Source organism: Mesorhizobium sp. B263B2A (assembly GCF_020165775.1).
GTDB lineage: Bacteria > Pseudomonadota > Alphaproteobacteria > Rhizobiales > Rhizobiaceae > Mesorhizobium > Mesorhizobium opportunistum.
The window spans coordinates 180,136-205,374 of record NZ_JAIUIU010000007.1 but is presented as its reverse complement, the minus strand read 5'-3'; the positions used below and the strand labels follow the sequence as shown (position 1 = coordinate 205,374).

The following is a 25,239-nucleotide window of genomic DNA, read 5'->3' as shown; positions in this document are numbered from 1 at the left end:
CAACGGCGATCTTGCGCAAAGCTTGCCGGCTTCCCTGCCGCCACGGAAACTGTCACAATTCGGCCCTAATCAAGGAGCGATAGCGCTTGATGAATACCGGCGCTTCGGCCGGTGTTCGCGACGCTTTTGACCGGGGCCGTTTCCGCAACGCAATCGAGGTTTCCTCAAGCCGCATGCCTGCCGAGATCCGCACGGCCCGCGCGTCCGACGTCGATGATCTCGCCGCCATCGAGAAAGCTGTGTTCTCGAGCGATCGCATCTCCCGCCGCTCCTTTCGCCAGTTCATCGAGCGTGAGACCGCCGAGACGCTGGTCGCCGAAATCGATGGCCGCGTCGCCGGTTATTCGATCGTGCTGTTTCGCAAGGGCAGTGGGGTCGCGCGGCTCTATTCCATAGCTGTCGGCCCGTTTTTCGGGGGACTCGGTGTCGGCCGCCAGCTGCTGTCGGCGGCCGAGGAGGCAGCCTTCGAGCACGACCGCATGATGCTGCGCCTCGAAGTGCGCGAGGACAACGGCCGGGCCATCCGCATCTACGAACAGGCCGGCTATCGCAAGATCGGCCGCGAGCCGGGCTACTACTCCGACGGCGAGACGGCGCTTCGTTATGAAAAGACACTGCGCGGCGATCTCCCGGTCGCCACCAAGGTGCCGTTCTATCAGCAGACCTGCGAGTTCACCTGCGGTCCATGCTGCCTGATGATGGCCATGGCCAATTTCGACCGAGGCTTCGTGCCGGACCCGGTGATGGAAATCCGCCTCTGGCGCGAGGCGACGACCGTCTTCATGATGTCTGGACCTGGCGGCTGCGAGCCGTTCGGCCTGGCGGTCTCGGGGTACGAAAGCGGACTTGCGGCGGAGATTTTCGTTTCCTTCTACGGCGCGCTGTTCCTGCAGTCGGTGCGCAGCGAGGACAAGCGCCGGGTGATGGAGCTGGCTCAGGTCGACTTTCGCCGCCGCGCGGAACTTTACGGCATCCCGGTGAATTACCGTCCGTTCACCATCGATGATATCAGAACCGCGATCGCTGGAGGGAAGTTGGTGCTGGTGCTGATCAGCGGCTTCCTGATGTTCGGCAAGAAGGTGCCTCACTGGGTACTGGCCATCGGCGACGATGGCGACCATATCCTGATCCACGATCCCTGGGTCGAGGATGAAAGGCAGGAAACCATCCTTGATGCCGCCAACATTCCCGTGCCTTACGGCATCTTCATGAACATGGCGCAGTTCGGCCGTGACGGACTGCGTGCCGCCATCACTTTGGGAAAGAGATAATGACCTGGGTCATTCTTACCGGCAGGCAGAGCGATCTCGACCAGGTGGCGACACCGCACAAGATCATCACCAATCGCGAGTATCTCGCGCATCCCTCGCTGTTTCGCGGCCAGCGGCCGAAGGTCATCAACCTGTCGAACAACTACGGTTACCAGAGCCGCGGCTACTATGCCTCGCTGCTGGCGGGCTCGCGCGGCCACAAGGTCATCCCGACCGTCGAGACGATGATCGACCTGTCCGAGCGCAAGCTCTACGAACATGCGCTACCGGAATTGGAATTGGCGCTCAACAAATGCCGCAAGGACCTCGGCGGCGCCTTTCCGGCGAAGGTGTGCATCTTCTTCGGCATCGGGCCGTCGAAAGTGTGGGACCGCTTCGCCAAGCTGTTGTTCGACTGGTTCCGGGCACCGGCGCTCGAGGTCCACATCAAGGACAGCGCCGAATGGGCCTCGATCCGCAAGATCGGCTTCCACCCCTTGGCACGGATGACCGAGGACGAGGAAAAAAGCTTCATCCAGTGCCTGGAAACCTACACCAACCGCGAATGGCGCGACACCAAGGGCCGCACGCCGGCGCGCTACACCTTCGCCACGCTTGTCGATCCGCATGAGGAACTGCCGCCGTCGGAAATCTCGTCGCTGCGCTACTGGGCCAAGATAGCCGAAAAGATGGGGGTCGAAATCGAGCCCATCACCAGGAAGGATCTCGCCAAGCTCGCCAACTACGATGCGCTGTTCATCCGCGAGACCACCTCGATTTCCAACCACACCTATCGTTTCGCCCGCCGCGCCCAGCAGGAGGGCATGCCGGTCATTGACGATCCGCTGTCGATGATCCGCTGCACCAACAAGGTCTATCTCAACGAGTTGATGGCCTACAACAAGGTGCCGGTGCCTCCCACGGTGATGATCGCCGGTACCTCGGACCTCGAACTCGCCGCGCAGACGCTGGGCTTTCCGTTGGTTCTGAAGATCCCGGATTCCTCCTTTTCGCGCGGCGTCAAGAAATGCGCCAACCTGGAGGAGCTGACGCGGCTTGCGACCGAGTGGCTGGAGGATTCCGATCTTCTGATCGCGCAGAAATTCATCCCGACCGAGTATGACTGGCGTGTCGGCGTGCTCGGTGGGCAGCCATTGTTTGCGGTCCATTATCTGATGGCCAAGAAGCACTGGCAGATCGTCAACCACAAGGCCAATGGCAAGCCCGACCAGGGTGGCATCAAGACCTTCACGCTGAAGGAGACGCCGCCCCATGTCGTCGAGACCGCGGTCAAAGCGGCGCGCTGCATCGGCGACGGCCTCTACGGCGTCGACCTCAAGGAGACCAAGGACGGGGTCTTCGTCATCGAGGTCAACGACAATCCCAACCTCGACCATGGCTGGGAGGATTCCGGCGAGAAGGACGAGGTCTGGGTGCGGCTGACGCAGTGGTTCCTTGAGCGGCTGGACAGGCCGGGGCGGTAATCAAACCGAGGGAAAAAGATGCTGTTCATCGTGATCGAGGACTTTACCGGCTGCGATCGCAAGGAGATCTACCGCCGTTTCCGCGACCGTGGTCGCCTGAAGCCGGATGAGCTTGTCGTTCACCACAGCTGGATCGCGGCTGATATGAGCCGCTGCTTCCTGCTGGTCGAAGCCGATGACGTCACGCTGCTGCAGCGTTGGGTCGTCGAATGGGCGGATCTGGTCGAATTCGAGATCGTTCCCGTGGCAACCAGCAAGGATATGACGCAAGCATTGAGCGGGCACCTTTGACCGTCCAGCCGCCTGCTGTGTCAACGGAATGCGGGCGAACCCACTGCGCGCTGGCATTCACGGATCAGCCAATCGCGGAACGCCGCCACGACGTCGCGCCGGCCGCTTCTTTCCGGGATCGTCAGGCAATAGGGCTGGCGCAGCGCGATCGCCCTGGCGGCGGGCCGGACCAGCCTGCCGTCCTCCAGAGCCTCGGCACAATAGACCCCTTGCGCCAGCGCCACGCCCAACCCCGAAATGGCAAGGTCGAGCGCCCCGCGTGACGAGTTGGCCGAGAGGCCGCGCTGCGCTGCCCGGCCGGGCTGGATGCCGGCCGCGTCGAACCAGTTGCCCCAGGACGGAAAAGACGCGCCGGTCGGCCCCCAGTCCGTGTGGATCAGCGGCAGCCCGGCGAGCGGTCCGCCATCTGCCTTGACCATGCTGGCAAGCTTTGGCGCGCAAACGGGATAAACCGCGTCCCGGACGATGTCCTCGGTCGGGTGCTCGCGATAATGCGGCCCGTACGACAGCCTGATATCGATCAGCTCGCGATCGAACGGCACCGGATCGTCATCGCCCCGGAGCGAAATATCGGCAGCGCCATGGCTTGCGACGAAGCCGGCCAGGCGCTGCGAAAGCCAACCCATGGCCATGGATGGCGGGACCGACACCACCAGGCGCGGGCGGAAGACGTCGCCGCCCAGTTCGCGCGCGACGCTGCCGATTTCCTGGAAAGCCATGGTCAGCCGTGGCAGCATTTCCACGCCCGCCTCGGTGAGGACGACGCGGCGGTTGACGCGATGGAACAGCTTGCGGTCCATCTGTTCTTCGACCGAGCGGACGAGCTGGCTGACCGCGGCAGGCGAAACCGAAAGCTCTTCCGCCGCCGCGGCAAAGCTGCCTGTGCGCGCCGCGGCCTCGAACGCCTGCAGTCCTTTCAGCGATGGGGATGTAACCATGATCACCAGATAGGTAAGCTAACCTTATCTAAATCACAGAAATCGTCGTTTTTGGAAAGTTTTTTCATCGGCTACAATGGATGTCATCAAATCCCAGCCAGGATCGAAGCCGATGGACCATCGCGACATCATCGCGTCATTGACCCCGGAAGAGCGCAATCGTCTGACCGCCAAGTCCGATGTCGCGGGTCTCGTTCAGCTCGGCGCCCATTGGGGCGCGATCATGGTCATTGGAGCGCTGATTGCGGCCAAGGTGCCATTCTGGCCGCTGCTGATGCTGCCGCAAGGCATCCTGATCGTGTTCCTGTTCACGCTCCTTCATGAGACGGTTCATCGCACGGCGTTTGAGACGCAAAGGCTGAACGATGCGGTGGCGCGGGTTTGCAGCCTGGCGATCGCGCTGCCGGCCGACTGGTTCCGCTACTTCCATTTCGCCCATCACCGCTTCACCCAGGATCCGGACAGCGACCCGGAACTGGCGTCCCCGAAACCGGAGACGCTGCGGCAGTACCTCGTGCACGTTTCCGGCATCCCGGTGTGGTGGGGCCATTTCAAGACGCTCCATGCCAATGCCATTGGGCGCAGCCAGGACAGCTATGTACCGCCGAAGGGCCGCCCCAAGGTACGGACCGAAGCGCGCTTGATGATTGCCATCTATGCCGTGGTCATTCTGCTCGCCGTCTATTTCCGGCTCCCCGTGCTTCTCTATGTTTGGATCATTCCCGCTTTGCTCGGACAGCCATTCCTGCGCCTCTACTTGCTGGCCGAGCACGGTCGCTGTCCGTTCGTCGCCAACATGCTGGAGAACACCAGGACGACACTGACCAACTGGCTTGTCCGCAAGCTCGCCTGGAATATGCCGTTCCACGCCGAGCATCATGCCTATCCCGGCGTGCCGTTTCATCAGCTGCCGCGGTTTCATGCGCTGATCGAGCGGCATCTCAAGGTGGTCGAGCCGGGCTATGTCAGCTTCCATGAGAAATACATTGAGACACTGCGTTGAGCGGCCTGTCTCAGCCCGCCTGGCTGCGAGGTGCACGCGACTTCAACAGGCGCTGGATGTCCGCCGCCTTCGACGGCACGCCGATCAGATAACCCTGCGCCTCCGTGCAACCATTGTCGCGCAGCATGTCGAGTTGCACCTCCGTCTCGACGCCCTCGGCCGTGACGACGATGCCAAGCTCCGTACCCAGCCCGATAATGGTGCGAACGATCGCCGCCGTGTCGCGATTGCCGAGGTCGCGGATGAATGAACGGTCGATCTTGATCTTGTCGACCGGGAATCGCCTGAGGTAGCCGAGCGAGGAATAGCCGGTGCCGAAATCGTCCAGCGCGATGCGGATGCCGAGGTTGCGCAACTGCCGCAGCGCCTTCAGGACGGCTTTGCTCTCGTCCATCAGCACGGTTTCAGTGATTTCCAGTTCCAACTGGCCGGCCGACACCCCAGAAAAAGCCAGTGCCGAGATGACGCTGCGGGCAAACCCGTCGCTTCTGAGCTGCACGGCCGAGACGTTGACCGCGATACGCAAACCCGGCGGCCAGCCGGCCGCCGCCGCGCAGGCCTTCCTCAGTGCCCACTCGCCGAGCGGCACGATCAGTCCGGTGTCCTCGGCGACCGGAATGAATTGGTCCGGCGCGACCGTCCCTCGCGCCGGGGAATGCCAGCGCATCAAGGCCTCGGCGCCGGTGATCTCGCCGGAGGCGATGTTCATGATGGGCTGGAAATCGAGATCCAATTCCTGACGCGGCAACGCTGTCTCTAGGTCGACTTCAAGCGCCCGGCGGGTCTGCACCATGGCGTCCATTTCGGGTTCGAAGAAGCGATAAAGGTTTCGTCCTTCGCTCTTCGCCCGATAGAGCGCCGTATCGGCGTTCTTCAACAGCGCATCGGCGTCCCTGCCGTCGTCGGGGAAAACGGCGATGCCCAGGCTGATGCCGACGTGCATGTCCCGGTTCTCGTCGCGGAACGGTTTTGAAATCGCCTCGACGATGCGCTTCGCCATTTTCTCGGCATTGGCAATGCCCTTGAAATTGGACTGCATGACGACGAACTCGTCACCGCCGAAGCGCGCGACGATGTCTGTTTCATTGCGCAGGCAACGCTGCAGCCTCTCGGCGACGCATTTCAGCAGCCAATCGCCGGCCGGGTGCCCCCAGGTGTCGTTGATCGCCTTGAAGCGGTCGAGATCGAGCGAGAAAACCGCCAAGGGCGTCGCGGCCGCGTCCTCCAGCGCAAAGTCGAGCCGTTCGCGAAACATCGAGCGGTTGGGCAGCCCGGTCAGCGTGTCGTGATGCGCAAGATGGGTCATGCGCTCTTCGGTGCGGCGGCGCTCGGTGACGTCGTCGAAAGTCGCCACCCAGCCGCCGCCGCTCATCGGCCGGCGTGTGACCAGGATCGTCCTGCCGTCGGCAAGATGCCGATAGGCCGAATGGATTTTTCCCGCGCGCCGGCAGGCTTCGGTCTTGGCAACTTCGCTGTCGACGTCGATCTGCGTATAGATGCCGAGTTCCAGCAAGCGTTCGAGTGCGTCGCGATGCGTCGTTCCAAGCGGGAAATCCGCTGCCTTGACCTTGAAAAGCTCCAGAAAACGCTCGTTGCGCACGATCATCTTGCCGTCGGCGTCGTACATCAGCAGGCCTTGCGACATATTGGCGAGTGCTGCGTCGAAGCGGCGATGCTGTTCCTTCAGATCCTGCTCGGCGCGCCGCTGTTCGGTGATGTCCTCGTAGATCGAGACCCAGCCGCCCGAGGCCAGCGGACGGTGCGAGATGCGGATGATGCGGCCGTCCGCCAGCGCCTCCTCGTAGGTCGAGGGTTTTGCCTGGTCGATATAGGGCTTGCGGATGGCGTAGAGCTCGTTGGCGCTTTGCGAGGCGATGCCGATGTCGACGCTGTGCCGCAGGATGTCGATGAAAGAGATGCCGGGCCGCACCACCTTGGCGTCGAGGCAGAAGATGTCGATATAGTTGCCGTTGCAGATGATCATGCGCTCGTCGGCGTCGAACATGCAAAGCCCATGCGACATGTTCTCGACAGCAGCCGAAAAGCGTTCGTTCTGTTCGCGCAGTTCGTCTTCCATGCGGCGTGAGCGTTCCATGCCTTCGGCCGCCCGTTCCGGGACGATCGAACCATCCTTGACGTCCACGACGGGCATGGGGCGCGCCTGCGGTGCGTGATCGAACATCACACTGTTGACGCTTCCGGTTAATTTAGCGTTTTCTACCCTATCGCGGGTGCCGGGGCCTGATGCCGCGATTTTTCGATCGCCGAAAACCGCTTCAGGAAGGCATTCTGTGCCCAGGTCACCGAACGCGGTGCGAAATCGAAACGCTCGGCGGAAAAACCGCGCGGGCGGCCGAAGAACTCCGTTGCCTCGGCGGTCGAAAAGCCGGCGAGCAGCGTTGCCTCGAAATAGGCGGCGATCTGGTCGGCGCGCTTGATTTCCTTGCGCAACCCCGCGGCCAAGTCGGGGGGCAGCGAGAAGCGCAGATGGATGGCGCGCTGCAAGCGCAATTCGCAGTCCTTGTAGCTGCCGCCCATCACCGACTTGAACGGCGAGATCATGTCGCCGATGACATATTCAGGCGCATCGTGCAGCAGCGCCGCCAGCCGGTCGTCGGCCGAAGCCGTGGGCATCAGTTCGTTGAACAGCGCCTCTACCAGCAGCGAATGCTGGGCAACCGAAAAGGCATGCTCGCCGCTGGTCTGGCCGTTCCAGCGGGCAACGCGGGCGAGCCCATGGGCAATGTCCGAAACCTCGATGTCGAGCGGCGATGGGTCGAGCAGGTCAAGCCGGCGGCCGGACAGCATGCGCTGCCAGGCGCGTGGCGGCGCGCCGATGCGGTCCGCCGCCATCAGGCTTCCTCCGCGCTGACGGTTTCCTGCGGGAAACTGAATTTGGCCCAGGCGGGGATGGTCAGCGTCACCGGTACGTCGCCCGCTAGGATCGGCTGGCCGGCGTCCAGCGCCGCCTTGACCCTGTCGATGCGCGCGATGGCAAGCCCGGTTGTGCCAGCACTTGAGCCGAGCGCGCCGACCGGCCGTCCCTCGACGGTCAGTTCGGTGCCCGCGGCGGGCAGGGGAAGCTCGGACCGGACGATCAGCACGCGCCGCCTGGCCGTGCCGCGATGCTGCATGCGCGAGACGACTTCCTGGCCGACATAGCAGCCCTTCCTGAAGCCGACGCCGCCTGTCTCGTCGAGCAGCACGTCGTGCGGGAAAGCATCGCCGAGCGCATAGTCGGCCCCGCTTTCGGCAATGCCGTGGGCGATGCGGAAGGCCTGCCATGCGGCGCCATCGTCGGCTTGCGCAGCGCCGGCATAGGAGCGTGTGACGCTCTCGCCACCAAAGCGCCTGTCGGCGACTGCGGTTGAATCACTTTGTAAGGCGATTGACTCTTTTCCCCATGCAACAGAGACAAGTGCCTGTTCCCGCTTGGCAATCTCGACCTTGGCGCGAAGCTTGTAGAGCATCAGCTGGCGAACGAAATCGTCCGAGATATCGGCACGGCATTCGAGCCGAAGGGCGTTTTCACCGGCACGCGAGATCAGGAAGTCGAACAGGATCTTGCCTTGCGGCGTCAACAGCGCGCCCGGTTTTGCTTCGCTTTCACCCAGCACATCGAGGTCGGTGGTAAGGATGTTCTGCAGGAAGTGCTCGGCATCCGGGCCCGAGACGGAAATCAGCGCGCGGTCTTTCAGCAGGGTAAAGGGCATGGGGCGAATGAAAGCCTGATCTTGCAAAACGGATGGCCATTACGTAAGCCGCTGGCACTCCCCCCGCAAGAGAGCATGACCATGACCTATGACCTCATCCTGACAGGCGGCACTGTGGTCAACCATGACGGCGAGGGGCTGCGCGACATCGGCGTCAAGGGCGGGCGCATCGCCGCGATAGGCGATCTCGGCCAAGCCTCGGCCGGCGAAACGATCGACTGCCGTGGCCTGCACATCCTGCCGGGCGTCGTCGACAGCCAGGTGCATTTTCGCGAGCCCGGACTGGAGCACAAGGAAGATCTGGAAACCGGCTCGCGGGCAGCGGTGCTCGGCGGCGTCACAGCCGTATTCGAGATGCCCAACACCAATCCGTTGACCACCAGCGAGGCAGCGCTTGCCGACAAGGTTCGGCGCGGCGGTGGCCGCATGCATTGCGATTTTGCGTTCTGGGTCGGTGGTACACGCGAGAATGCCAAGGATGTTGGCGAACTTGAGCGGTTGCCCGGTGCGGCGGGCATAAAGGTCTTCATGGGATCGTCAACCGGCGATCTGCTGGTCGAGGATGATGAAGGCGTCGCCTCGATCCTGCGAAATACCCGCCGCCGTGCGGCCTTTCACTCGGAGGATGAGTTCCGGCTGCGTGAGCGCCTTAGCGAACGCATCGAGGGCGACCCGTCATCGCATCCGGTCTGGCGTGACGAGATCGCCGCCTTGCGCTGCACCGAGCGGCTGGTGCACGTTGCGCGCAGCGTTCGCGCCCGCATCCATGTCCTGCACATTTCGACCGCCGAGGAGATCCTGTTCCTCGAACGGCACAAGGATGTCGCGACCTGCGAGGCGACGCCGCACCATCTGACGCTGAGCGCCGACGACTATGCGCGGCTCGGCACGCTGATCCAGATGAACCCGCCCGTGCGGGCCGCGCGCCACCGCGACGGCGTCTGGCACGGCATCGCGCAAAGCATCGTCGACGTGCTCGGCTCCGACCACGCGCCCCACACACTGGCCGAGAAGGCAAAAACCTATCCAGCTTCGCCCTCGGGCATGACTGGCGTACAGACGCTGGTGCCGGTCATGCTCGACCACGTCAATGCCGGCCGGCTGACGCTGCAGCGCTTCGTCGACCTGTCCAGCCACGGCCCGCAGCGTATCTTCGGCATGGCTGGAAAAGGCCGCATCGCCGCCGGCTATGACGCTGACTTCACCATCGTCGACATGAAGCGGCGTGAAACCATCACCAACGCGCAGGCCGGTTCGAAGGCCGGCTGGACACCCTATGACGGCAAGCAGGTCACCGGCTGGCCGGTCGGCACCGTCATTCGCGGTCGCCGCATCATGTGGGAAGGCGAAATCGTGACGCCAAGCCAGGGCAGGCCCGTCGAGTTTTCCGAGGCGCTGCCGGCATAGGCTCGGACCGAAGGGCCCGGTTAGTGGCGGCGCCATACCTGCCCGGCTGTTCCATGGCGACCGTTCCCTGGGGAGGGTGGGCCCGCTCAGTCCCCGGCAACGAAGAAGGTCCACTGCCCGGCGGGCGTGATGCCGACGCGGTAGAAGATGTAGGCGCCGAACTGCTTCATGTCGTCGAAATCGCCGGCGGTGACGATCTTGAACAACTCGACCCGCTGCTTGGCGTCGAGCTTGTCGAGCGGCAGCGCGAAGAAATACGGCCAGACATAGAGTTCCTGCGGTGTTCCGGCATCGACATGGACATAGCCGGCGCTGAGCACTTCTTCCAGAATGGCCAGGATTTCCTGGCCGTCCGGGTCGCCGGAGAGCCCCTTGAGGAAGGCGATGGCGTCGCCGTCGATGTCGGTCAGCGACAGCTGGGTCATGCTGTCGCCCTTGCCGATCAATGGCCTGAGCTTTTCGATGTCGCCGGTCCTGCAAGCCTCGATAATCAGGTCGTGCATGCGCCGCACGGGCTCGGGCAGCTTGGCGAGGTCGTACACCACCTCCGGCAGGGGCGCTTCGGGGTCGACACGCGGCCTGTTGCTGCTGCCATCCGATGGGCTGTCGGGTTCCGCCGCGTCCGGAGCAGCCGGCTGGCTGGTCGAAGGCGTTCCCACGGGATCCGGCATCGGGACTGTACTTCCGGGCGCCGAACTGTCGCTATCCGTCGGCGGCGTGACAGTGGAGGGAAGCTCTTCGCGCTGGATCTGGCTCAACGCATGGGCAGGGCTGCTCTCAAGACAAGCCACCAGTGTAAACGCAGCACAGCAAGCAGCGATACGGATGTAAAGGACCAAGCCCTTCGGCTTGCCTGACATCGGAAAATTCACTGCCCGTATCTCCCTGCTTCCGGGCATGATGCCCGAACGACACTTGATGGTCAAAGAACCTGATATCGGTTCAGTGCCGCAGCCGCTCGGGTTCGAAGGCGCCAGCAATCACCTTCTCGCGCATGCGGTCGAGCAGGGCAAGGGCCGATGTCTCGCCATTGGCGCGCAACATTTCACCGAATGCGGTCTCAAGCGCCGCCTCGGCAATGATCTCGGGCTCGATGCCGGCCGAAAGGCCTTCCGCCCAAGCTTCGCTGTGGCTCTCCACCGCCGTCAGGCGCTTTTCTTCCCTGACCAGCGCGTCGATGTCGTTGACACCATGTTCCATAGCGATGTCCACCCTTTCAAGCGGCGATCCATCCGTGTGAATCAGGCTTGATCTGTTCCGTTTTACACGCAGCCCTAAGTAAGTATTTGTAAATACGACATTTTTTTGATCGCGCTTTACAAAGGGGCGACTGCGCCTGGCGAAGTTGCATTCAACTCGGATCAAACTTAGCCGATTAGGCCGGCCTGCGGGGTGAAAACCTTCAGTTTGAGTTAATTCCACATTTGTGCGCTAACGTTTGATTAACGTTGTTGCAGAAGTGCAACATCAGGATTGCATCAAGACACTGGCTGGCACAAGCCGGATATGCCCGCCGCCGCTCTCAGCTGCCCGGATATCTGTTGATGGACGCCTGGAGAGCTTCCCCGTTGTCCCCGGAAAACCGCGTCACACTTTTCCTGGAATTGCCCTAGTTGCCGTAGCGCGAGGCGATGTCACGCGTCAGCGTCTCGCCTTCCTTCATGTAACGGCTGATGGCTTCGGTGGCTGATGCGGTGCATTGCGTATAGGTACCGCCGAAAGAGCGGTAGCCGCGGTTGAAGCTGGCAATGAAGCGGGCGCGCCGTTCGGCATCCGGATTTTCCGAATCGAGCAGTTTTTCCATCTCGACGCGCCACTGGTCGCCCTTCTCGCCACACAGATTGCGCAGGAAATGCAGCGATCCCAAAACCTCGGCCAGCCGCATCAATCCAGGCTCGAACGGCGCCTCCGCGCTCGATGCCGGTCGCGCCGCCACGGCCGTGCTGGCGGCGAGGCACAAAACGACGAGAAGGGAGGTGCGGCTCATAAGTCTATCTGGCCAAACAATTTGTCGCCTGCAAGGCGTTTCCAGCGGGACGGTTGCGGATTTCAGCGGCTTGCAGGGGAACCGTGGGGTCGCCCCAGCAGATCTTGTGCCACCGCGAACACCGAACCGGCGAGCGGCAACGCCGCCATCTCGCCGAGCGTATAGAACGCGGCGGTCTCGGCGTCGTCGCTGGCCACCGCTTCGCCGCCGGCATAGGCAGCGCCGAAAACCGTGAGGCGGTAGTCGACCGGATGGCTCTCATCCCTGCCGTCGATATGGATTTCCCGAAGCGGGCGAAAACCGGCGGCGTGCAACCCGGTTTCTTCCAGCAACTCACGCTTCGCGGCATCCTCCAGTGTCTCGCCGGCCTCGACCTTGCCGCCCGGAAAGGCGTAGAGCCCTTGCGAAGGCGGCCTTGCGCGCTTGACCAAGAGCACGGTGTCACCACGCACCACCGCGACCGAGACTGCCGGCAGTATCTTTCGTTGTTCGTTCATGGCTCCCAACCGTTCGATCGCCGCAGTCCGCTGTGGACGGCCAGTGCCGCACAGCTTTAGCGGTTGCAGTGCGGCTGTTCCATCGCCACTTTCTTGCGCAACCATTCGAGAGGCACGATCGATCATGTGCGGACGCTTTGCCTTGACCGCCACGCCGGACCAGACCGCCGCCTTTCTGGGCCTGGCTGAGCTGGAGGAATTTCCGGCGCGCTACAACATCGCACCGACGCAGCCAGTGCTGATGGCGATCTCCGGGGCGCCACGGGCGCCAGGCTCCAACCTGCCGGACCGCCAGTCGATGCTGGTGCGCTGGGGCCTCATTCCCACCTGGGTTAAGGACACCAGGGAGTTCCCGCTGCTGTTCAACGCCCGCTCGGAAGGCGCGATCGAGAAGGCCTCGTTCAAGGCGGCCATGCGCCATCGCCGCGCTCTGGTGCCGGCATCCGGCTTCTACGAGTGGCGGCAAACGGGCGGCAAGAAGGGGCAACCTTACTGGATACGGCCCCGGCATGGCGGGTTGGTGGCCTTTGCCGGCCTGATCGAAACCTATGCCGAGCCGGGCGGCTCGGAAATGGATACGGGCGCGATCCTGACCGTCAATGCCAATGGCGACATCGCCCATATCCACGACCGGATGCCCGTGGTCGTCGATCCCGGGGATTTCGCCCGCTGGCTGGATTGCCGCACGCTCGAGCCGCGCGATGTCGCCGACCTGCTGCGGCCGGCGCGGCTTGATTTCTTCGAAGCGATCCCCGTTTCCGACCTCGTCAACAAGGTCGCCAACACCGGACCGGAAATTCAGGAGAGGGGCGAGATCGGACCGGAACCCGAGAAGGTCAGGCGCCAGAAGCCTGGCGCGGACGACGGTCAGATGACGCTGTTCTAGCCAAGCCCGTCGAGGGCTTCATTTTCAAGGCACCTGTTTGCGCCCCGACCGCCGGCGGTTGCGGCGGACGCGTACCGCTTCAGGCCGCGCGGGGCGATACGATCTTCTGCGCAGGCTTCTTCTTCTTAGCGGTGTGAAGAAGGGCTGCGACGATCGCGGCCGGACCGATTGCGCGATAGTGGCTGGCCAGCGCCGGTTGCTTGGCGCGGTTGGCGTCTTGCTTGCTTCGAGGCATCTTTCTCTTCCCTGGTAACGTCTTCGTGTCTGCGTTTGATGGTTGATTCCGACCAAATCGTGACGCTTGGTGATCTAGCCGGCGAATGTTTCATGACTGTGCCGACATGTTTAATAAAATGTTTCACTGCCTGATTCCGCGTGATCGAGCGACGCGCTTCACCGTCTTTATGACGTTTTTCCTGGGATCAGCGACTTGACGGCAACACTGGCCAAGGCGATAAAGCCGCCCATGAAAACGTCTTTCGCCATTTGTGGCATTTGCATTATTGGCTAGCCTCGCGCTGGTCCGGACGTTTTCGCCTCATCTTCCCCTAGATTGGACAAACGCCCCGGCCAGCAGGCTGGAGCCTGATTTGCGCCTCGGCGCGGGGCTGGCTCCATCCAGACAAAAGTTCTGAACCGGGAAGGCATTGAATGTCTGACGCATCTAAGGGCCTGCGCCTCTACAACACGCTGACGCGGACGAAGGCGGACTTCACGCCGATCGATGCGCTGAATGTGCGCATGTATGTCTGCGGCCCGACCGTCTACGATTTCGCCCATATCGGCAATGCCAGACCGGTGATCGTTTTCGATGTGCTGTTTCGCTTGCTGCGCCATGTATACGGCGAAACGCATGTCACGTATGTGCGCAACATCACGGATGTCGACGACAAGATCAACGCGCGCGCGTTGCGCGATTTCGGCGACGAGATATCAGCCGGAAAGCTGTCGCTCAACGAAGCTATCCGGCGGGTGACCGAAAAGACCGCCGACCAGTTCCACAGCGATGTCGCCACGCTTGGCTGCCTGGAGCCGACCGTCGAACCGCGCGCCACCGAATTCGTCGAGCCCCGCGCCGACGGCAAGGCCGATATGATCAGCTTGATTCAAAGCCTGATCGAACGCGGCCATGCCTATGTCGCTGCAGGCGAAGTTCTGTTCGACACGGCGTCGATGCCCGACTATGGGCAATTGTCGAAGCGCAATCTCGATGAGCAGCAGGCCGGCGCCCGCATCGCCGTCGACGCGCACAAGAAGAACCCTGGCGATTTCGTGCTGTGGAAACTGTCGTCGCCTGAAGAGCCGGGCTGGCGGAGCCCGTGGGGCAGGGGCAGGCCTGGCTGGCACATCGAATGCTCGGCGATGTCGGCGGCCTATCTCGGCGAAGTCTTCGATATCCATGGCGGCGGCCTCGACCTGATCTTCCCGCACCATGAGAACGAGATCGCCCAGTCGCGCTGCGCCCACGGCACCGATGTCATGGCCAATGTCTGGATGCACAACGGCTTCCTGCAGGTCGAAGGGCAGAAGATGTCGAAGAGCCTCGGCAATTTCTACTCGATCCACGAACTGCTGGAGACCGAGACCTTCGGCGGCCGCAACTGGCCGGGCGAGGTTCTACGGCTGGCGATGCTGATGACGCACTACCGCGAGCCGATCGACTTTTCGATGCGCAAGCTGGAGGAGGCGGAGAACACGTTGCGCAAATGGAAACGCGCGGCCGATCTGGCGCCGACGGCGGGACAATTGCCGGCTAAGGTCGTGGAAGCCCTTTCCGACGACCTGGCCACTTACGCTGCCTTCCAGCAATTGACCCAGCTTGCCGGCGAGGCCAGCGAAGTCGAAGGCCATGGCGAGAACGCCGCCGCCGCTTCGCTCAAGGCCGCACTTCTCTTCCTCGGCTTCGACATCGGCGCGGCCAGGGTCGACGAGGCCGAGGTCGCGAGGTCGATCGCCAGGCGCCTGGAATTGATCGCCGCCAAGAACTGGGCCGAAGCCGACCGCATCCGCGACGACCTTTTGGCGCAAGGTGTACAGCTGAAGGACGGCAAGGATCCGGTCACCGGCGAACGTGTGACGACGTGGGAGGTGAAGCGGTGAGGGCGGCGCCAAGCGCCTTTGCAAGGTTGGCGGAGGCGCTGGCGACAGCCGATCTCCCCCCGCAAGGGGGGAGATTGCCTATCATCGGCGATTTCGCCAATCTTCAGCGTAAAGGTGATTGATGGGGCACGACCTCGTTCCGCCACGACAGCGCAAGAATGCGAAATCCATGCGGCGCGTCATGACCGATGCTGAGCTGAAGCTTTGGAACGAATTGCGCACCCACCGACTGATTGGAATGAGCTTTCGCCTGCAAGTGCCGATCGGCCCTTACATTGTCGATTTCGCTTGCTCGGCCTGTCGCCTCATCGTCGAGGTCGATGGCAGCCAGCATGCAGATGCCGAACATCTGCGGCATGACGAGGCGCGAAGCGCCTATTTGAAAGCCAGCGGCTGGACCGTCCTGCGCTTCTGGAACGACGACGTCATTCGCGGTATCGACAATGTCTGTCAGCACATTGTCATCGAGGCCGGCTTTGGCAATGCCGCGAGGCCGGCGGGCGAACCAGCAAGGGAGGCTGTTTCATGATCGACCATCTCGGCATCACCGTTGCCGATTTCGATGTTTCGAAGGCTTTCTACGACAAGGCGATGGCGCCGCTTGGTGCGTCGTTGCTCTATATGGTGCCGCTGGAATACACCGGCGGCGCCAAGGTCGGCGGCTATGGCCGCGACCGGCCGGTGTTCTGGTTGAGTACCGGCAAGAACAAGCCGAGAGACCACCAGCACGTTGCCTTCACCGCGCGCAGCCGTGCCGAGGTCGATGCCTTCCATGCGGCGGCCCTTGCCGCTGGCGGCAAGGACAATGGCGGACCTGGCCTGCGCCCCCACTATCATCCGAACTACTACGGCGCCTTCGTCTTCGATCCCGACGGCAACAATGTCGAGGCCGTCTGCCATGACCCGGAGTGAGCAGCGATGAGCCTCGACAACCGGCCGGTCTACACAGGCGGCTGCCAGTGCGGCGCGGTGCGCTTCCGCGTCGAGGGCGCGCTTGGCGATGCCTCGGTCTGCCACTGCCGCATGTGCCAGAAGGCGTTCGGCTCGTTCTACGCACCGTTGGTATCCGTGCGCGGCGCCAAGCTCGACTGGACGCGCGGCGAGCCGAAATATTTCCGCTCGTCCAGCCATGTCGATCGAGGGTTTTGCGCCAATTGCGGGACGCCGCTGACCTTTACCGCGCCTGATGGTGTCGGTCTCGCCATCGGTGCGTTCGACAATCCGGCGGAGATCGTGCCGTCGATCCAGTGGGGCACCGAGGCAAAACTGCCCTATGTGGACGCCATCCCGAAACTGCCGGGCGAGGAGACGATGGCCGATATATCATCGGCTCCGTATCTCGCCGATCTCGTCTCATATCAGCACCCGGACCACGATACGGAACAGTGGCCGCCAAAGGAAAAGTCATGACCGATCAGGTTCGAACCGGCGGCTGCCAATGTGGCGCCGTGCGCTTCCGCATCAAGGGCGCGCTCGGGCGCCCGTCCATCTGCCACTGCCGCATGTGCCAGAAGCAGTTCGGCTCCTTCTTCGGCGCCTTGGTGACGGTGCCAAAGGACGGCGTCGAATGGACTCATGAGGAACCGAGCTATTTCCAGTCGTCGGTAAATATCGATCGCGGCTTCTGCGCTCGTTGCGGCACACCGCTGACCTACCGCCAGCCCGGCGGTCTCGAAATTGCCATTGGCGCCTTCGACGACCGCTCGGATCTGGCGCCGCAGATCCAGGTCAATTACGCCGCGCGGCTGCCCTGGGTGGAGACGATCTTCGATCAGCCCATCCACCAGGATCCAGACTTCTACACAAGGCAGGAGCAGATCATCTCCTTCCAGCATCCCGATCACGAAACGGCCAACTGGCCGCAACAGGGCCTGAAACTATGAGCTTGCGCACCCTCTATCCGGAAATCGAACCGTTCGACTCAGGCATGCTCGATGTCGGCGACGGTCATCAGGTCTACTGGGAGCGTTCCGGCACCAAGGGCGCCAAGCCGGCCGTGTTCCTGCACGGCGGGCCGGGCGGCACCATTTCGCCGAAGCACCGGCGGCTGTTCGACCCGAAACTCTACGACGTCGTCCTGTTCGACCAGCGCGGCTGCGGAAAATCAACGCCGAACGCCTCGCTGGAGGCCAACACGACCTGGCATCTCGTCGCCGACATCGAGCGCCTGCGCGAGATGGCCGGCTTCGACAAATGGCTGGTGTTCGGCGGCTCCTGGGGCTCGACGCTGGCGCTCGCCTATGCCGAGACCCACCCCGATCGCGTCAGCGAACTGGTGGTGCGCGGCATCTATACGCTGACGCGGGCCGAACTCGAATGGTACTACCAGTTCGGCGTCTCCGAGATGTTTCCCGACAAGTGGGAACGTTTCCTGGCGCCGATCCCCGAAGCCGAGCGCGGCGATATGATGGCGGCTTATCGCAAGCGGCTGGTCGGCACGGATCGCAAGGCGCAGATCGAGGCCGCCCGCGCCTGGAGCCTGTGGGAGGGCGAGACGATCACGCTGCTGCCAGAGCCGGAGACCAGCGGGCCATTTGGCGAGGACGACTACGCCGTCGCCTTCGCCCGTATCGAGAACCATTATTTCGTCCATGCCGGCTGGCTGGAGGAGGGGCAGCTTCTGCGCGACGCGCACAGGCTCAAGGACATTCCCGGCACCATCGTCCATGGCCGCTACGACATGCCGTGTCCGGCGCGCTACGCCTGGGCGCTGCACAAGGCCTGGCCAAAGGCGGATTTCCACCTGATCGAGGGCGCCGGCCATGCCTATTCGGAGCCGGGCATACTGGACCAGTTGATCCGGGCGACCGACCGGTTTGCGGGGAAGGTATAGTCGATGCACGGCGATCCTTCACACCCCCCTCTGTCCTGCCGGACATCTCCTCCGCAAGGGGGGAGATTGGATGTCGCCTTCGCTTTCGCCAATCGTCGACGTTGCAGGACCAGCGCTGTCATCAAAGCTGCCGATCTCCCCCTTTGCGGGGGAGATGGCCGGCAGGCCAGAGGGGGGTGCTCAAGCACCTTGCCATCATGAAAAAGCAACGCCTCTATCTCTTCGACACCACACTACGCGATGGCCAGCAGACGCCGGGCATCGACTTTTCGGTCGAGGACAAGATCGCCATCGCAAGGCTGCTCGACGAATTCGGCATCGACTATGTCGAGGGCGGCTATCCCGGCGCCAATCCGACCGACACCGCATTCTTTCAGCAGAAACGCACCGCGAAGGCCAAATTTGTCGCCTTCGGCATGACCAAGCGGGCAGGCGTCTCGGCCTCCAACGATCCCGGCCTTGCCGCCCTTGTGCAATCGAAGTCGGACGCCATCTGCTTCGTCGCCAAGAGCTGGGATTACCATGTCCGTGTCGCGCTTGGCTGCACCAACGAGGAGAATCTCGAGTCGATCAAAGCGTCGGTTGAAGCGGCTGTCGCTTCGGGCAAGGAGGCGATGGTCGATTGCGAGCACTTCTTCGACGGCTTCAAGGCCAATCCGGACTATGCGCTGGCCTGCGCAAGGACGGCGTACGACGCCGGCGCGCGCTGGGTGGTGTTGTGCGACACCAATGGCGGCACGCAGCCATCGGAAGTGCGCGCCATCGTCGAGAAGGTGATCGCTTCCGGCATTCCAGGCGACCATCTCGGCATCCATGCCCATGACGATACCGGCCAGGCCGTGGCGAATTCCCTTGCCGCCGTCCAGGCAGGCGTGCGCCAGATCCAGGGCACGCTGAACGGCATCGGCGAGCGCTGCGGCAACGCCAATCTGATCTCGATCGTGCCGACGCTGGCGCTGAAGCCGGCTTTTGCCGATCGCTTCGAGACTGGCATTTCAGCGGAAGCGCTGACCGGCATCTCCAGGCTCTCGCGCGCCTTCGACGAACTCTTGAACCGTGCGCCGGAAGCGCAGGCGCCCTATGTCGGCGCCTCGGCCTTCGCCACCAAGGCCGGCATCCACGCTTCGGCGCTGGCCAAGGAGCCGGCGACCTATGAGCACGTGCCGCCGGAAACGGTCGGCAACCGTCGCCGCGTCATGATTTCCGACCAGGGCGGCAAGGCCAATTTTCTCGCCGAGCTGAAGCGGCGCGGCATCGAGGTGCCCAGGGACGATCACCGGCTCGACGCACTGATTGCCGTGGTCAAGGAGCGCGAGGCCGAAGGCTATGCCTATGAGGGCGCCGACGCCTCCTTCGAGCTGCTGGCCCGCAAGATGCTGCATGGCCTGCCGGAGTTCTTCAACGTCACCTCGTTTCGCTGTATGGTCGAGCGGCGTTTCGACGCCAACGGCCAGTTGAAGACGGTGTCCGAAGCCATCGTGAAAGTGCTGGTCGACGGCGAAGAGAAGATGTCGGTGGCCGAAGGGCATGGCCCGGTCAACGCGCTCGACATCGCCCTGCGCAAGGATCTGGGCAAGTACCAAAGCGAGATCGTCGATCTGGAACTCGCCGATTTCAAGGTGCGTATCCTCAATGGCGGCACCGAGGCCATCACCCGGGTTCTGATCGAATCGCATGACGGCACCGGCGCGCGCTGGTGGACCGTCGGGGTTTCCGAAAACATCATCGACGCGTCCTTCCAGGCGCTGATGGATTCGATCGTCTACAAACTGATGAAGAACCGTGAGATGGCGGGCCTTGTTGCGGCCGAGTAAGTTTGAACCATCAGCGAAAGTCCATTGATCCATCAGAACTTTGCGATGGTCTTGCAGAGGTGACTGCGCCATAGCGTTGGCCCATGGCCACTGAAGTAATTACACTCGACGCGGATTCGAAAGCCCGGCGCGGCTTCCTGCTGGCGCTGGGTGCTTACCTCTTGTGGGGGTTGCTGCCGTTTTACATGAAGGCGGTGGCGCATCTGCCGCTGGCCGAGGTGATTGCGCACCGCATCGTCTGGTCGGTGCCGATCGCCGCTGCGGTTCTCATCTGGGCCGGCCGCACGGCGGACTTCAAGGCGGCATTGCGCTCGCCGCGCACCATTTCCATGGCCGCGCTGACGGCGGCGCTGATCTCGGTCAACTGGGGCATCTATGTCTGGGCGATCGCCGTCGACCGCACCGTCGAGACCGCGCTTGGCTATTACATCAATCCGCTGGTTAGTGTGGTCGTCGGCGCGCTGCTGCTCGGCGAACGGCTCGACCGCTTGCAGATCGCGGCGGTTGTGCTTGCGGCGGTCGCCGTGGCGGTGCTGACGATCGAGGGCGGCAAGCTGCCCTGGGTGTCGCTGGCGCTGGCGTTTTCCTTCGCCGCCTACGGCTTCTTCCGCAAGACGCTGCCGATCGGGCCAAGCCAGGGTTTTCTGCTGGAAGTGCTTTTGCTGTCCGTGCCGGCGCTTGGCTACATCGTCTACCTGATCGCGACCGGACAGGATCACATCGTGTCCAGCAACAGCACCGATACGGCGTTGCTGATCGGCTGCGGCCCGGTCACATCGGTGCCGCTGTTGCTGTTTGCCTTCGGCGCCAAGCTGTTGCGGCTCTCTACCATCGGCATCATGCAGTACATCGCGCCGACCATGGTGTTCCTGATCGCCGTGCTGATCTTCGATGAACCGTTCGGCACCATCCAGGCGCTCGCCTTCGCGCTGATCTGGACGGCACTGGCGATCTATTCCTGGTCGATGCTGACATCGGCACGCAAGGCCTCCGCCCGATAGGGAGTTTCGATGTACCTGCTGCACATCGCCAACAAGAACTATTCCTCATGGTCGCTGCGGCCATGGATCCTGATGCGAGAACTGGACATTCCGTTCGAGGAGCGGCTGATGCCGTTTCCGACCGGATCGAGCTGGAGCCTTTACCGATCGTTCTCGCCGAACGGGCGGGTGCCTTGCCTGACCGACGATGGCTGGGCGGTCTGGGATTCGCTTGCCATTGTCGAATATCTGGCCGAGCGGCATCACGGTGTCTGGCCTGTCGAGGCCAAGGCGCGTGCCTGGGCGCGTTCGGCCGCCGCCGAAATGCATTCGAGTTTCACAGCTTTGCGCGGCGCATGCCCGATGAGTTGCGGCGTGCGCGTCGAACCGTTTCCGATGTCCGATGCGTTGAAGCAGGATCTCTTCCGCCTCGGCGGTCTCTGGAACGATGGCCTTGCCCGTTTCGGAGGGCCGTTTCTCGCCGGCGCGCATTTCACCGCCGCCGATGCCTTTTTCGCCCCGGTGGCGTTCAGGGCGCAGTCCTACGGGCTCTCTTTCGAGGGCGCGGCGTCCGCCTATTCGGCGCAGTTGCTGGCGCTGCCGGCGATGCGCGAATGGTACGCCGCGGGCCTCGCGGAGACCTGGCGCGAGCCCGACCACGAAGCGGAAGTCCGTGCCGCCGGCACGATCATCGAGGATCTTCGCGCCTTGGCGTGAAACCGCGGGCTGCCGTTACAATCCCCGGCCAAGCCGCCTGACGAACAGATAGGTGGCCGCCGCGATAACCACCGACACCGCCGTCACCACCCAGAAGCCTATTGGCGTATCGACCAGCGGCAGCCCGCCGACATTCATGCCGAACAGGCCGGAGATGATGGTCATCGGCAGCAGCACCGCCGTCATGACGGAGAGAACATAGAGCAACTGGTTCGACTGCATGGTCAGCTTGGCCATCAGCTCGTCCTGCAGCAGCCTCGTGCGCGCCTGCAACTGCTCGCCGTCATTGTAGAGCGTGAAGGCTCGGTGCGAGAGCCTGGCCGCCATGTCGTTGATCAGGTCGGGCAGCTCGTCGCGATGCGAATGGTCGAGATGCCGGAACAGATTGGTCAGCGTCGCCATCTGCCGATGGATCACCACCAGCTGCCGGCGCGCCTCGACCAGCGCCTGGCGCTCATTGTGCCATGCGTCGCGCACCACACGGTCCTCGATGCCGTCAAGCGTGTCGCCGAGCTTGCCGAGCTCTGTCGCCATGCCGTCGAGCGACTGACCCATGACCGCCTCGATCAGCTCCGCCGGCGAGCGGAATTTCCGCGATCCGTTCTCCACCGCCTTTCGGACCGCGTCGACCGACTCCAGCGGCTGCTTGCGGGCGCCGATCAGCATCGTGTCGTTGAAGGCAAAGCGGAAATGGACGAGCCCGCGCGCCTCCGAAAAATCGTGCCTGAGATCAGGCAAATCGCCAAAGAGCCAGTTGTCCTCGTAGTCGATATGGCAGCCATGGCTGGGCGCGAGGAAGGCATCGCGGGCCGGCGCCGGCAGCGCCTTTTCGGCGCCGATCTCCTGGCGGGCGTGCAGGTCGGTGATTTGATAGCTGCGCCAAGTCCACTGCGCTTGCGCAGGATCCTTGGTGCGCAGGCCACTGGCGGTGAAATGATAGATGAAGAACAGCCCGTGCTCGTCGGGCAGATAGGGCGACAGGTCGGTGCCTTCGGGGAGGGCGGTGTCCATAGGGCGCTGTGCCAGATACGAGTTGCAAGGCGGCGCCGTGCAGCGGCACCTGGCCGCGATTTCTAGCACGCACGAACCCGGTTCCGTGTGACGGTTTCTTGACAGCCGATCACAGAGTGTCGAGCAGGCGGCAATGCGGTGACGGCGCCTTTCGCCGTCACCGCATTGCAATTGCGACGGTTCAGCGCTTCGGCCCGAACCCGGGATAGGGGTTGAGCGGAACGATCGCCGCGACGTCCATCATGCCGGCCTTGACCAATGGCAGAGTGGCGAGATGGCCGCGCACTTCGGCGTCGTCGGTCGCCTCGAACATCATGCCGCTGCCGGGAATGTCGCCGCGGTTCCAGACCTGGCGCACCGCGCCTTCGGCGTAGAGCGTGCGCCGCTGCTCGGCCTCGCCGGGCAAAAGCGGTGCGAAGTCCGCGTCACTGAACTTGGCGGTGTTGCGCGTAAGAAGGGCAAAGAACTGCATGTCGGTCTCCTCTGGGTTGGGATGGCCGAGTATCGCTTTTGGCTGGTCAGACTGTCCAAGACTGATTAGGCTAAAGTTGAGACCCGTCAGGACTTGGAGCTTCGAAGAAAAATTGTTCGACCTGCGCCAGATCAGATATTTCGTCACCGTTGCGGAAACCGGCAATGTCGGCCGCGCCGCCGAAATCCTGCATATTTCACAATCGCCGCTCAGCCGGCAGATCATGCAGCTCGAGGCGCAACTGGGCGTCGCTCTGTTCGAACGGGCAAGGCAGCGCGTCCATCTCAATGCCGAGGGCCGCGCTTTCCTCACCGAGGCCCGCGCGCTGCTCGCCGATGCGCGGCGTGTGGAGGAATTCGGCCGCAACCTCGCCAGCGGCGCGATCGGTCGTCTCGCCATCGGCTATGTCGAGGGCGCGGTGCATGCCGGGCTGGTCGCCGAGATGCTCAGGCAATTCCGCCGCGAGCGGCCGGATTTCCATCTTCAGCTCAGGAGTCGGCGCACGGCCGCGCAGTTCGACGATTTGCGGCAGCGCGTGCTCGATCTCGGCTTCGTCTACGCTCCGGCCCCGGCCGACGATCCGGACATCGACAGTATGCTGGTGCGGCGCGAGCCGCTGGTGCTGGCTATCCCCGAGGATGATCCACTTGTCGCGCTAGCCGACATCGGGCCGCGGCATCTCGACGGCCGCACCTGGATCACCGTGGTGCGCCAGCCCGACGACACCAATCGCGGCCAGTTCCTCGCCGCCTGTGCAAAGGCCGGCTTTCTGCCCGACATCGCCTATGAAACAGCCGATCCACTGACCTCGCTCGGCCTGGTCAGCGCCGGCCTCGGCCTGGCGACGGTTCAATCCAGCCTGCGTGCCGCCGCACCGCCGCGGATCGCGTTCCGCGATTTGCCATGGTTCGAACGCACGGTGTCGATCCATCTGGCCTGGCGGCGGCATGACCGGCGGGCGATGATTGGGGATTTGAGGAAGGCAGTAGGCAGCAGTAGGCAGCAGTAGGCAGTAGGCAGTAGGCAGTAGGCAGTAGGCAGTAGGCAGTAGGCAGTAGGCAGTAGGCAGTATCTTTCTCTATTCCCTACTGCCTATTCCCTTACTCCCCTAATCTCACATCTTATCGATCACCGACTGCACGCCCTCGGTCGGGGCGTCGACGGAGGTGCCTGCCACCATGATGGCGGCGACGATGGCCTCGGGATCGTTGACGACCAGCGGCTTGACCCTTTGCGCGGTGTGAATGAAGCCTTCCGCCGCCATATGATCAAGCAACGCCAGCATCGGATCCCAGAAGCCACCGACATTGCCGAAGACGATCGGCTTGCGATGATGGCCGAGTTGCGCCCAGGTCATGACTTCGACGATCTCCTCGACCGTACCGATACCGCCCGGCAGCGCCACAAAGGCGTCGGATTTCTCGAACATCTTATGTTTGCGCTCGTGCATATTGTCGGTGATTACCAGCTCGTCGAGCCGGTCAAGCGCGGTTTCGGTCGCTTCCCTGTTGATCAGGAAGCGCGGAATGATGCCCGTTACCTTGCCGCCGGCCTTGAGCGCGCCTTCGGCGACGGCGCCCATGATACCTTTGGTGCCGCCGCCATAAACCAGCCTGAGGCCGGAGCGTGCAAGCGAGCGCCCGAGCAGGTGACCGGCCTTGACATAGGTTTCATCACGGCCCGGAGACGAGCCGCAATAGACGCAAACGGATCGAATCGTGTTCATGCCGGTGATTGGTGATTGGGTCTGAAAGCGGGGTCAAGCCCCAAGGCAACAAGGCCGGGCTTTTTCTTGTCGGCCCCTTTTTCTTGTCGGCCCGTTTTTCTTGTCGGCATTGGGAAAACACGCTAGACCG

At 63.0% G+C, this 25,239-nt stretch carries 28 protein-coding genes; 16 read left to right on the top strand and 12 right to left on the bottom strand.

Annotated features, from left to right (window positions below; genetic code table 11):
- Positions 1 to 173: 173 nt before the first annotated feature.
- The 3 genes from LB568_RS14725 to LB568_RS14715 are packed head-to-tail and all read left to right on the top strand — an operon-like array spanning position 174 to position 3,025.
- A complete protein-coding gene (locus LB568_RS14725; RefSeq protein WP_224730529.1) occupies positions 174 to 1,271 on the top strand; it encodes a GNAT family N-acetyltransferase/peptidase C39 family protein in 1,098 nt (365 codons plus the stop codon).
- A complete protein-coding gene (locus LB568_RS14720; RefSeq protein ID WP_013896362.1) occupies positions 1,271 to 2,734 on the top strand; it encodes a RimK family alpha-L-glutamate ligase in 1,464 nt (487 codons plus the stop codon). The genes LB568_RS14725 and LB568_RS14720 overlap by 1 nt, the downstream gene beginning before the upstream one ends.
- Positions 2,735 to 2,752: 18 nt before the next feature.
- Complete coding sequence (locus LB568_RS14715) at positions 2,753 to 3,025, top strand: DUF3303 domain-containing protein (RefSeq protein WP_224730505.1); 273 nt, start codon at positions 2,753 to 2,755, stop codon at positions 3,023 to 3,025.
- Between the two features lie 20 nt (positions 3,026 to 3,045).
- Here LB568_RS14715 and LB568_RS14710 read toward each other — a convergent pair whose 3' ends face one another.
- The gene (locus LB568_RS14710; protein WP_224730504.1) at positions 3,046 to 3,963 is read right to left on the bottom strand and encodes a LysR substrate-binding domain-containing protein; all 918 of its coding nucleotides are present in this window, start codon (positions 3,961 to 3,963) and stop codon (positions 3,046 to 3,048) included.
- A 112-nt stretch (positions 3,964 to 4,075) separates the two neighbouring features.
- On the opposite strand from LB568_RS14710, the gene LB568_RS14705 reads away from it, so the two are divergent.
- Complete coding sequence (locus tag LB568_RS14705) at positions 4,076 to 4,966, top strand: fatty acid desaturase family protein (protein ID WP_140576342.1); 891 nt, start codon at positions 4,076 to 4,078, stop codon at positions 4,964 to 4,966.
- Between the two features lie 10 nt (positions 4,967 to 4,976).
- Here the strand turns inward: LB568_RS14705 and LB568_RS14700 are convergent, their stop codons facing one another.
- From LB568_RS14700 to LB568_RS14690, 3 genes are all read right to left on the bottom strand, one after another.
- Entirely contained in the window at positions 4,977 to 7,118 is a 2,142-nt protein-coding gene (locus LB568_RS14700) for a putative bifunctional diguanylate cyclase/phosphodiesterase (RefSeq protein WP_224730503.1), read from the bottom strand.
- Between the two features lie 65 nt (positions 7,119 to 7,183).
- Entirely contained in the window at positions 7,184 to 7,819 is a 636-nt protein-coding gene (locus LB568_RS14695) for a YfbR-like 5'-deoxynucleotidase (protein ID WP_224730502.1), read from the bottom strand.
- Positions 7,819 to 8,679, bottom strand: coding sequence for a YgfZ/GcvT domain-containing protein (locus LB568_RS14690; RefSeq protein WP_224730501.1), 861 nt, complete (start codon positions 8,677 to 8,679; stop codon positions 7,819 to 7,821). The genes LB568_RS14695 and LB568_RS14690 overlap by 1 nt, the downstream gene beginning before the upstream one ends.
- Positions 8,680 to 8,754: 75 nt before the next feature.
- Here LB568_RS14690 and LB568_RS14685 point away from each other — a divergent pair, with 75 nt between their 5' ends.
- On the top strand, positions 8,755 to 10,086 hold the full coding sequence (locus LB568_RS14685) for a dihydroorotase (protein ID WP_181176889.1): 1,332 nt from the start codon (positions 8,755 to 8,757) through the stop codon (positions 10,084 to 10,086).
- 86 nt (positions 10,087 to 10,172) lie between these two features.
- On the opposite strand, the gene LB568_RS14680 is transcribed toward LB568_RS14685, so the two are convergent.
- From LB568_RS14680 to LB568_RS14665, 4 genes are all read right to left on the bottom strand, one after another.
- On the bottom strand, positions 10,173 to 10,958 hold the full coding sequence (locus tag LB568_RS14680) for a hypothetical protein (RefSeq protein WP_181176890.1): 786 nt from the start codon (positions 10,956 to 10,958) through the stop codon (positions 10,173 to 10,175).
- A 70-nt stretch (positions 10,959 to 11,028) separates the two neighbouring features.
- Positions 11,029 to 11,286 carry a hypothetical protein gene (locus tag LB568_RS14675; protein WP_008874920.1) on the bottom strand — a complete coding sequence of 86 codons (258 nt, stop codon included), beginning with the start codon at positions 11,284 to 11,286 and terminating at the stop codon, positions 11,029 to 11,031.
- Positions 11,287 to 11,695: 409 nt separating this feature from the next.
- Entirely contained in the window at positions 11,696 to 12,073 is a 378-nt protein-coding gene (locus LB568_RS14670; protein ID WP_140576347.1) for a TIGR02301 family protein, read from the bottom strand.
- 62 nt (positions 12,074 to 12,135) lie between these two features.
- Positions 12,136 to 12,570, bottom strand: a complete 435-nt coding sequence (locus tag LB568_RS14665; RefSeq protein ID WP_140576348.1) for an NUDIX hydrolase — start codon at positions 12,568 to 12,570, stop codon at positions 12,136 to 12,138.
- 124 nt (positions 12,571 to 12,694) lie between these two features.
- Between LB568_RS14665 and LB568_RS14660 the strand changes: the two genes are divergently transcribed.
- On the top strand, positions 12,695 to 13,456 hold the full coding sequence (locus tag LB568_RS14660) for an SOS response-associated peptidase (RefSeq protein WP_140576350.1): 762 nt from the start codon (positions 12,695 to 12,697) through the stop codon (positions 13,454 to 13,456).
- A 79-nt stretch (positions 13,457 to 13,535) separates the two neighbouring features.
- Here LB568_RS14660 and LB568_RS14655 read toward each other — a convergent pair whose 3' ends face one another.
- On the bottom strand, positions 13,536 to 13,691 hold the full coding sequence (locus LB568_RS14655; RefSeq protein ID WP_013896350.1) for a hypothetical protein: 156 nt from the start codon (positions 13,689 to 13,691) through the stop codon (positions 13,536 to 13,538).
- Positions 13,692 to 14,107: 416 nt separating this feature from the next.
- On the opposite strand from LB568_RS14655, the gene cysS reads away from it, so the two are divergent.
- From cysS to LB568_RS14610, 9 genes are all read left to right on the top strand, one after another.
- Positions 14,108 to 15,556, top strand: a complete 1,449-nt coding sequence (gene cysS, locus LB568_RS14650; protein ID WP_140576352.1) for a cysteine--tRNA ligase — start codon at positions 14,108 to 14,110, stop codon at positions 15,554 to 15,556.
- A 121-nt stretch (positions 15,557 to 15,677) separates the two neighbouring features.
- Complete coding sequence (locus tag LB568_RS14645) at positions 15,678 to 16,085, top strand: endonuclease domain-containing protein (protein ID WP_140576353.1); 408 nt, start codon at positions 15,678 to 15,680, stop codon at positions 16,083 to 16,085.
- Complete coding sequence (locus LB568_RS14640; RefSeq protein WP_224730500.1) at positions 16,082 to 16,468, top strand: VOC family protein; 387 nt, start codon at positions 16,082 to 16,084, stop codon at positions 16,466 to 16,468. The genes LB568_RS14645 and LB568_RS14640 overlap by 4 nt, the downstream gene beginning before the upstream one ends.
- Positions 16,469 to 16,474: 6 nt before the next feature.
- The gene (locus tag LB568_RS14635) at positions 16,475 to 16,966 is read left to right on the top strand and encodes a GFA family protein (protein ID WP_140576355.1); all 492 of its coding nucleotides are present in this window, start codon (positions 16,475 to 16,477) and stop codon (positions 16,964 to 16,966) included.
- Positions 16,963 to 17,439: a GFA family protein gene (locus tag LB568_RS14630; protein ID WP_013896344.1), complete on the top strand. Its 477-nt coding sequence runs from the start codon at positions 16,963 to 16,965 to the stop codon at positions 17,437 to 17,439. The genes LB568_RS14635 and LB568_RS14630 overlap by 4 nt, the downstream gene beginning before the upstream one ends.
- A complete protein-coding gene (pip, locus tag LB568_RS14625) occupies positions 17,436 to 18,389 on the top strand; it encodes a prolyl aminopeptidase (RefSeq protein ID WP_224730499.1) in 954 nt (317 codons plus the stop codon). Before LB568_RS14630 ends, pip begins: the two co-directional genes overlap by 4 nt.
- 197 nt (positions 18,390 to 18,586) lie before the next feature.
- Positions 18,587 to 20,203, top strand: coding sequence for a citramalate synthase (cimA, locus tag LB568_RS14620; RefSeq protein ID WP_224730498.1), 1,617 nt, complete (start codon positions 18,587 to 18,589; stop codon positions 20,201 to 20,203).
- An 83-nt stretch (positions 20,204 to 20,286) separates the two neighbouring features.
- Positions 20,287 to 21,204, top strand: coding sequence for an EamA family transporter RarD (rarD, locus tag LB568_RS14615; protein ID WP_224730497.1), 918 nt, complete (start codon positions 20,287 to 20,289; stop codon positions 21,202 to 21,204).
- A 9-nt stretch (positions 21,205 to 21,213) separates the two neighbouring features.
- The gene (locus LB568_RS14610; RefSeq protein WP_224730496.1) at positions 21,214 to 21,900 is read left to right on the top strand and encodes a glutathione S-transferase family protein; all 687 of its coding nucleotides are present in this window, start codon (positions 21,214 to 21,216) and stop codon (positions 21,898 to 21,900) included.
- A gap of 15 nt (positions 21,901 to 21,915) precedes the next feature.
- Here the strand turns inward: LB568_RS14610 and LB568_RS14605 are convergent, their stop codons facing one another.
- Positions 21,916 to 22,911, bottom strand: coding sequence for a transporter (locus LB568_RS14605; RefSeq protein ID WP_224730495.1), 996 nt, complete (start codon positions 22,909 to 22,911; stop codon positions 21,916 to 21,918).
- A 181-nt stretch (positions 22,912 to 23,092) separates the two neighbouring features.
- On the bottom strand, positions 23,093 to 23,383 hold the full coding sequence (locus LB568_RS14600) for a muconolactone Delta-isomerase family protein (RefSeq protein ID WP_224730494.1): 291 nt from the start codon (positions 23,381 to 23,383) through the stop codon (positions 23,093 to 23,095).
- Positions 23,384 to 23,495: 112 nt separating this feature from the next.
- On the opposite strand from LB568_RS14600, the gene LB568_RS14595 reads away from it, so the two are divergent.
- Positions 23,496 to 24,392, top strand: a complete 897-nt coding sequence (locus LB568_RS14595; protein ID WP_224730493.1) for a LysR substrate-binding domain-containing protein — start codon at positions 23,496 to 23,498, stop codon at positions 24,390 to 24,392.
- Between the two features lie 105 nt (positions 24,393 to 24,497).
- Here LB568_RS14595 and LB568_RS14590 read toward each other — a convergent pair whose 3' ends face one another.
- The gene (locus LB568_RS14590; RefSeq protein WP_224730492.1) at positions 24,498 to 25,109 is read right to left on the bottom strand and encodes a TIGR00730 family Rossman fold protein; all 612 of its coding nucleotides are present in this window, start codon (positions 25,107 to 25,109) and stop codon (positions 24,498 to 24,500) included.
- Positions 25,110 to 25,239 lie beyond the last annotated feature (130 nt).

Bases quoted from the DNA above. Each gene is read 5' to 3' on its own strand.
- LB568_RS14630 (WP_013896344.1), top strand. From the start codon at position 16,963: ATGACCGATCAGGTTCGAACCGGCGGCTGCCAATGTGGCGCCGTGCGC.
- LB568_RS14685 (WP_181176889.1), top strand. From the start codon at position 8,755: ATGACCATGACCTATGACCTCATCCTGACAGGCGGCACTGTGGTCAAC.
- LB568_RS14675 (WP_008874920.1), bottom strand. From the start codon at position 11,286: ATGGAACATGGTGTCAACGACATCGACGCGCTGGTCAGGGAAGAAAAG.
- LB568_RS14715 (WP_224730505.1), top strand. From the start codon at position 2,753: ATGCTGTTCATCGTGATCGAGGACTTTACCGGCTGCGATCGCAAGGAG.
- cimA (WP_224730498.1), top strand. From the start codon at position 18,587: ATGAAAAAGCAACGCCTCTATCTCTTCGACACCACACTACGCGATGGC.
- LB568_RS14590 (WP_224730492.1), bottom strand. From the start codon at position 25,109: ATGAACACGATTCGATCCGTTTGCGTCTATTGCGGCTCGTCTCCGGGC.
- LB568_RS14655 (WP_013896350.1), bottom strand. From the start codon at position 13,691: ATGCCTCGAAGCAAGCAAGACGCCAACCGCGCCAAGCAACCGGCGCTG.
- rarD (WP_224730497.1), top strand. From the start codon at position 20,287: ATGGCCACTGAAGTAATTACACTCGACGCGGATTCGAAAGCCCGGCGC.
- LB568_RS14600 (WP_224730494.1), bottom strand. From the start codon at position 23,383: ATGCAGTTCTTTGCCCTTCTTACGCGCAACACCGCCAAGTTCAGTGAC.
- LB568_RS14710 (WP_224730504.1), bottom strand. From the start codon at position 3,963: ATGGTTACATCCCCATCGCTGAAAGGACTGCAGGCGTTCGAGGCCGCG.
- LB568_RS14605 (WP_224730495.1), bottom strand. From the start codon at position 22,911: ATGGACACCGCCCTCCCCGAAGGCACCGACCTGTCGCCCTATCTGCCC.
- LB568_RS14690 (WP_224730501.1), bottom strand. From the start codon at position 8,679: ATGCCCTTTACCCTGCTGAAAGACCGCGCGCTGATTTCCGTCTCGGGC.
- LB568_RS14645 (WP_140576353.1), top strand. From the start codon at position 15,678: ATGGGGCACGACCTCGTTCCGCCACGACAGCGCAAGAATGCGAAATCC.
- LB568_RS14635 (WP_140576355.1), top strand. From the start codon at position 16,475: ATGAGCCTCGACAACCGGCCGGTCTACACAGGCGGCTGCCAGTGCGGC.
- cysS (WP_140576352.1), top strand. From the start codon at position 14,108: ATGTCTGACGCATCTAAGGGCCTGCGCCTCTACAACACGCTGACGCGG.
- LB568_RS14660 (WP_140576350.1), top strand. From the start codon at position 12,695: ATGTGCGGACGCTTTGCCTTGACCGCCACGCCGGACCAGACCGCCGCC.
- LB568_RS14705 (WP_140576342.1), top strand. From the start codon at position 4,076: ATGGACCATCGCGACATCATCGCGTCATTGACCCCGGAAGAGCGCAAT.
- LB568_RS14720 (WP_013896362.1), top strand. From the start codon at position 1,271: ATGACCTGGGTCATTCTTACCGGCAGGCAGAGCGATCTCGACCAGGTG.
- LB568_RS14670 (WP_140576347.1), bottom strand. From the start codon at position 12,073: ATGAGCCGCACCTCCCTTCTCGTCGTTTTGTGCCTCGCCGCCAGCACG.
- LB568_RS14665 (WP_140576348.1), bottom strand. From the start codon at position 12,570: ATGAACGAACAACGAAAGATACTGCCGGCAGTCTCGGTCGCGGTGGTG.
- LB568_RS14695 (WP_224730502.1), bottom strand. From the start codon at position 7,819: ATGGCGGCGGACCGCATCGGCGCGCCGCCACGCGCCTGGCAGCGCATG.
- LB568_RS14700 (WP_224730503.1), bottom strand. From the start codon at position 7,118: ATGCCCGTCGTGGACGTCAAGGATGGTTCGATCGTCCCGGAACGGGCG.
- LB568_RS14610 (WP_224730496.1), top strand. From the start codon at position 21,214: ATGTACCTGCTGCACATCGCCAACAAGAACTATTCCTCATGGTCGCTG.
- LB568_RS14725 (WP_224730529.1), top strand. From the start codon at position 174: ATGCCTGCCGAGATCCGCACGGCCCGCGCGTCCGACGTCGATGATCTC.
- pip (WP_224730499.1), top strand. From the start codon at position 17,436: ATGAGCTTGCGCACCCTCTATCCGGAAATCGAACCGTTCGACTCAGGC.
- LB568_RS14640 (WP_224730500.1), top strand. From the start codon at position 16,082: ATGATCGACCATCTCGGCATCACCGTTGCCGATTTCGATGTTTCGAAG.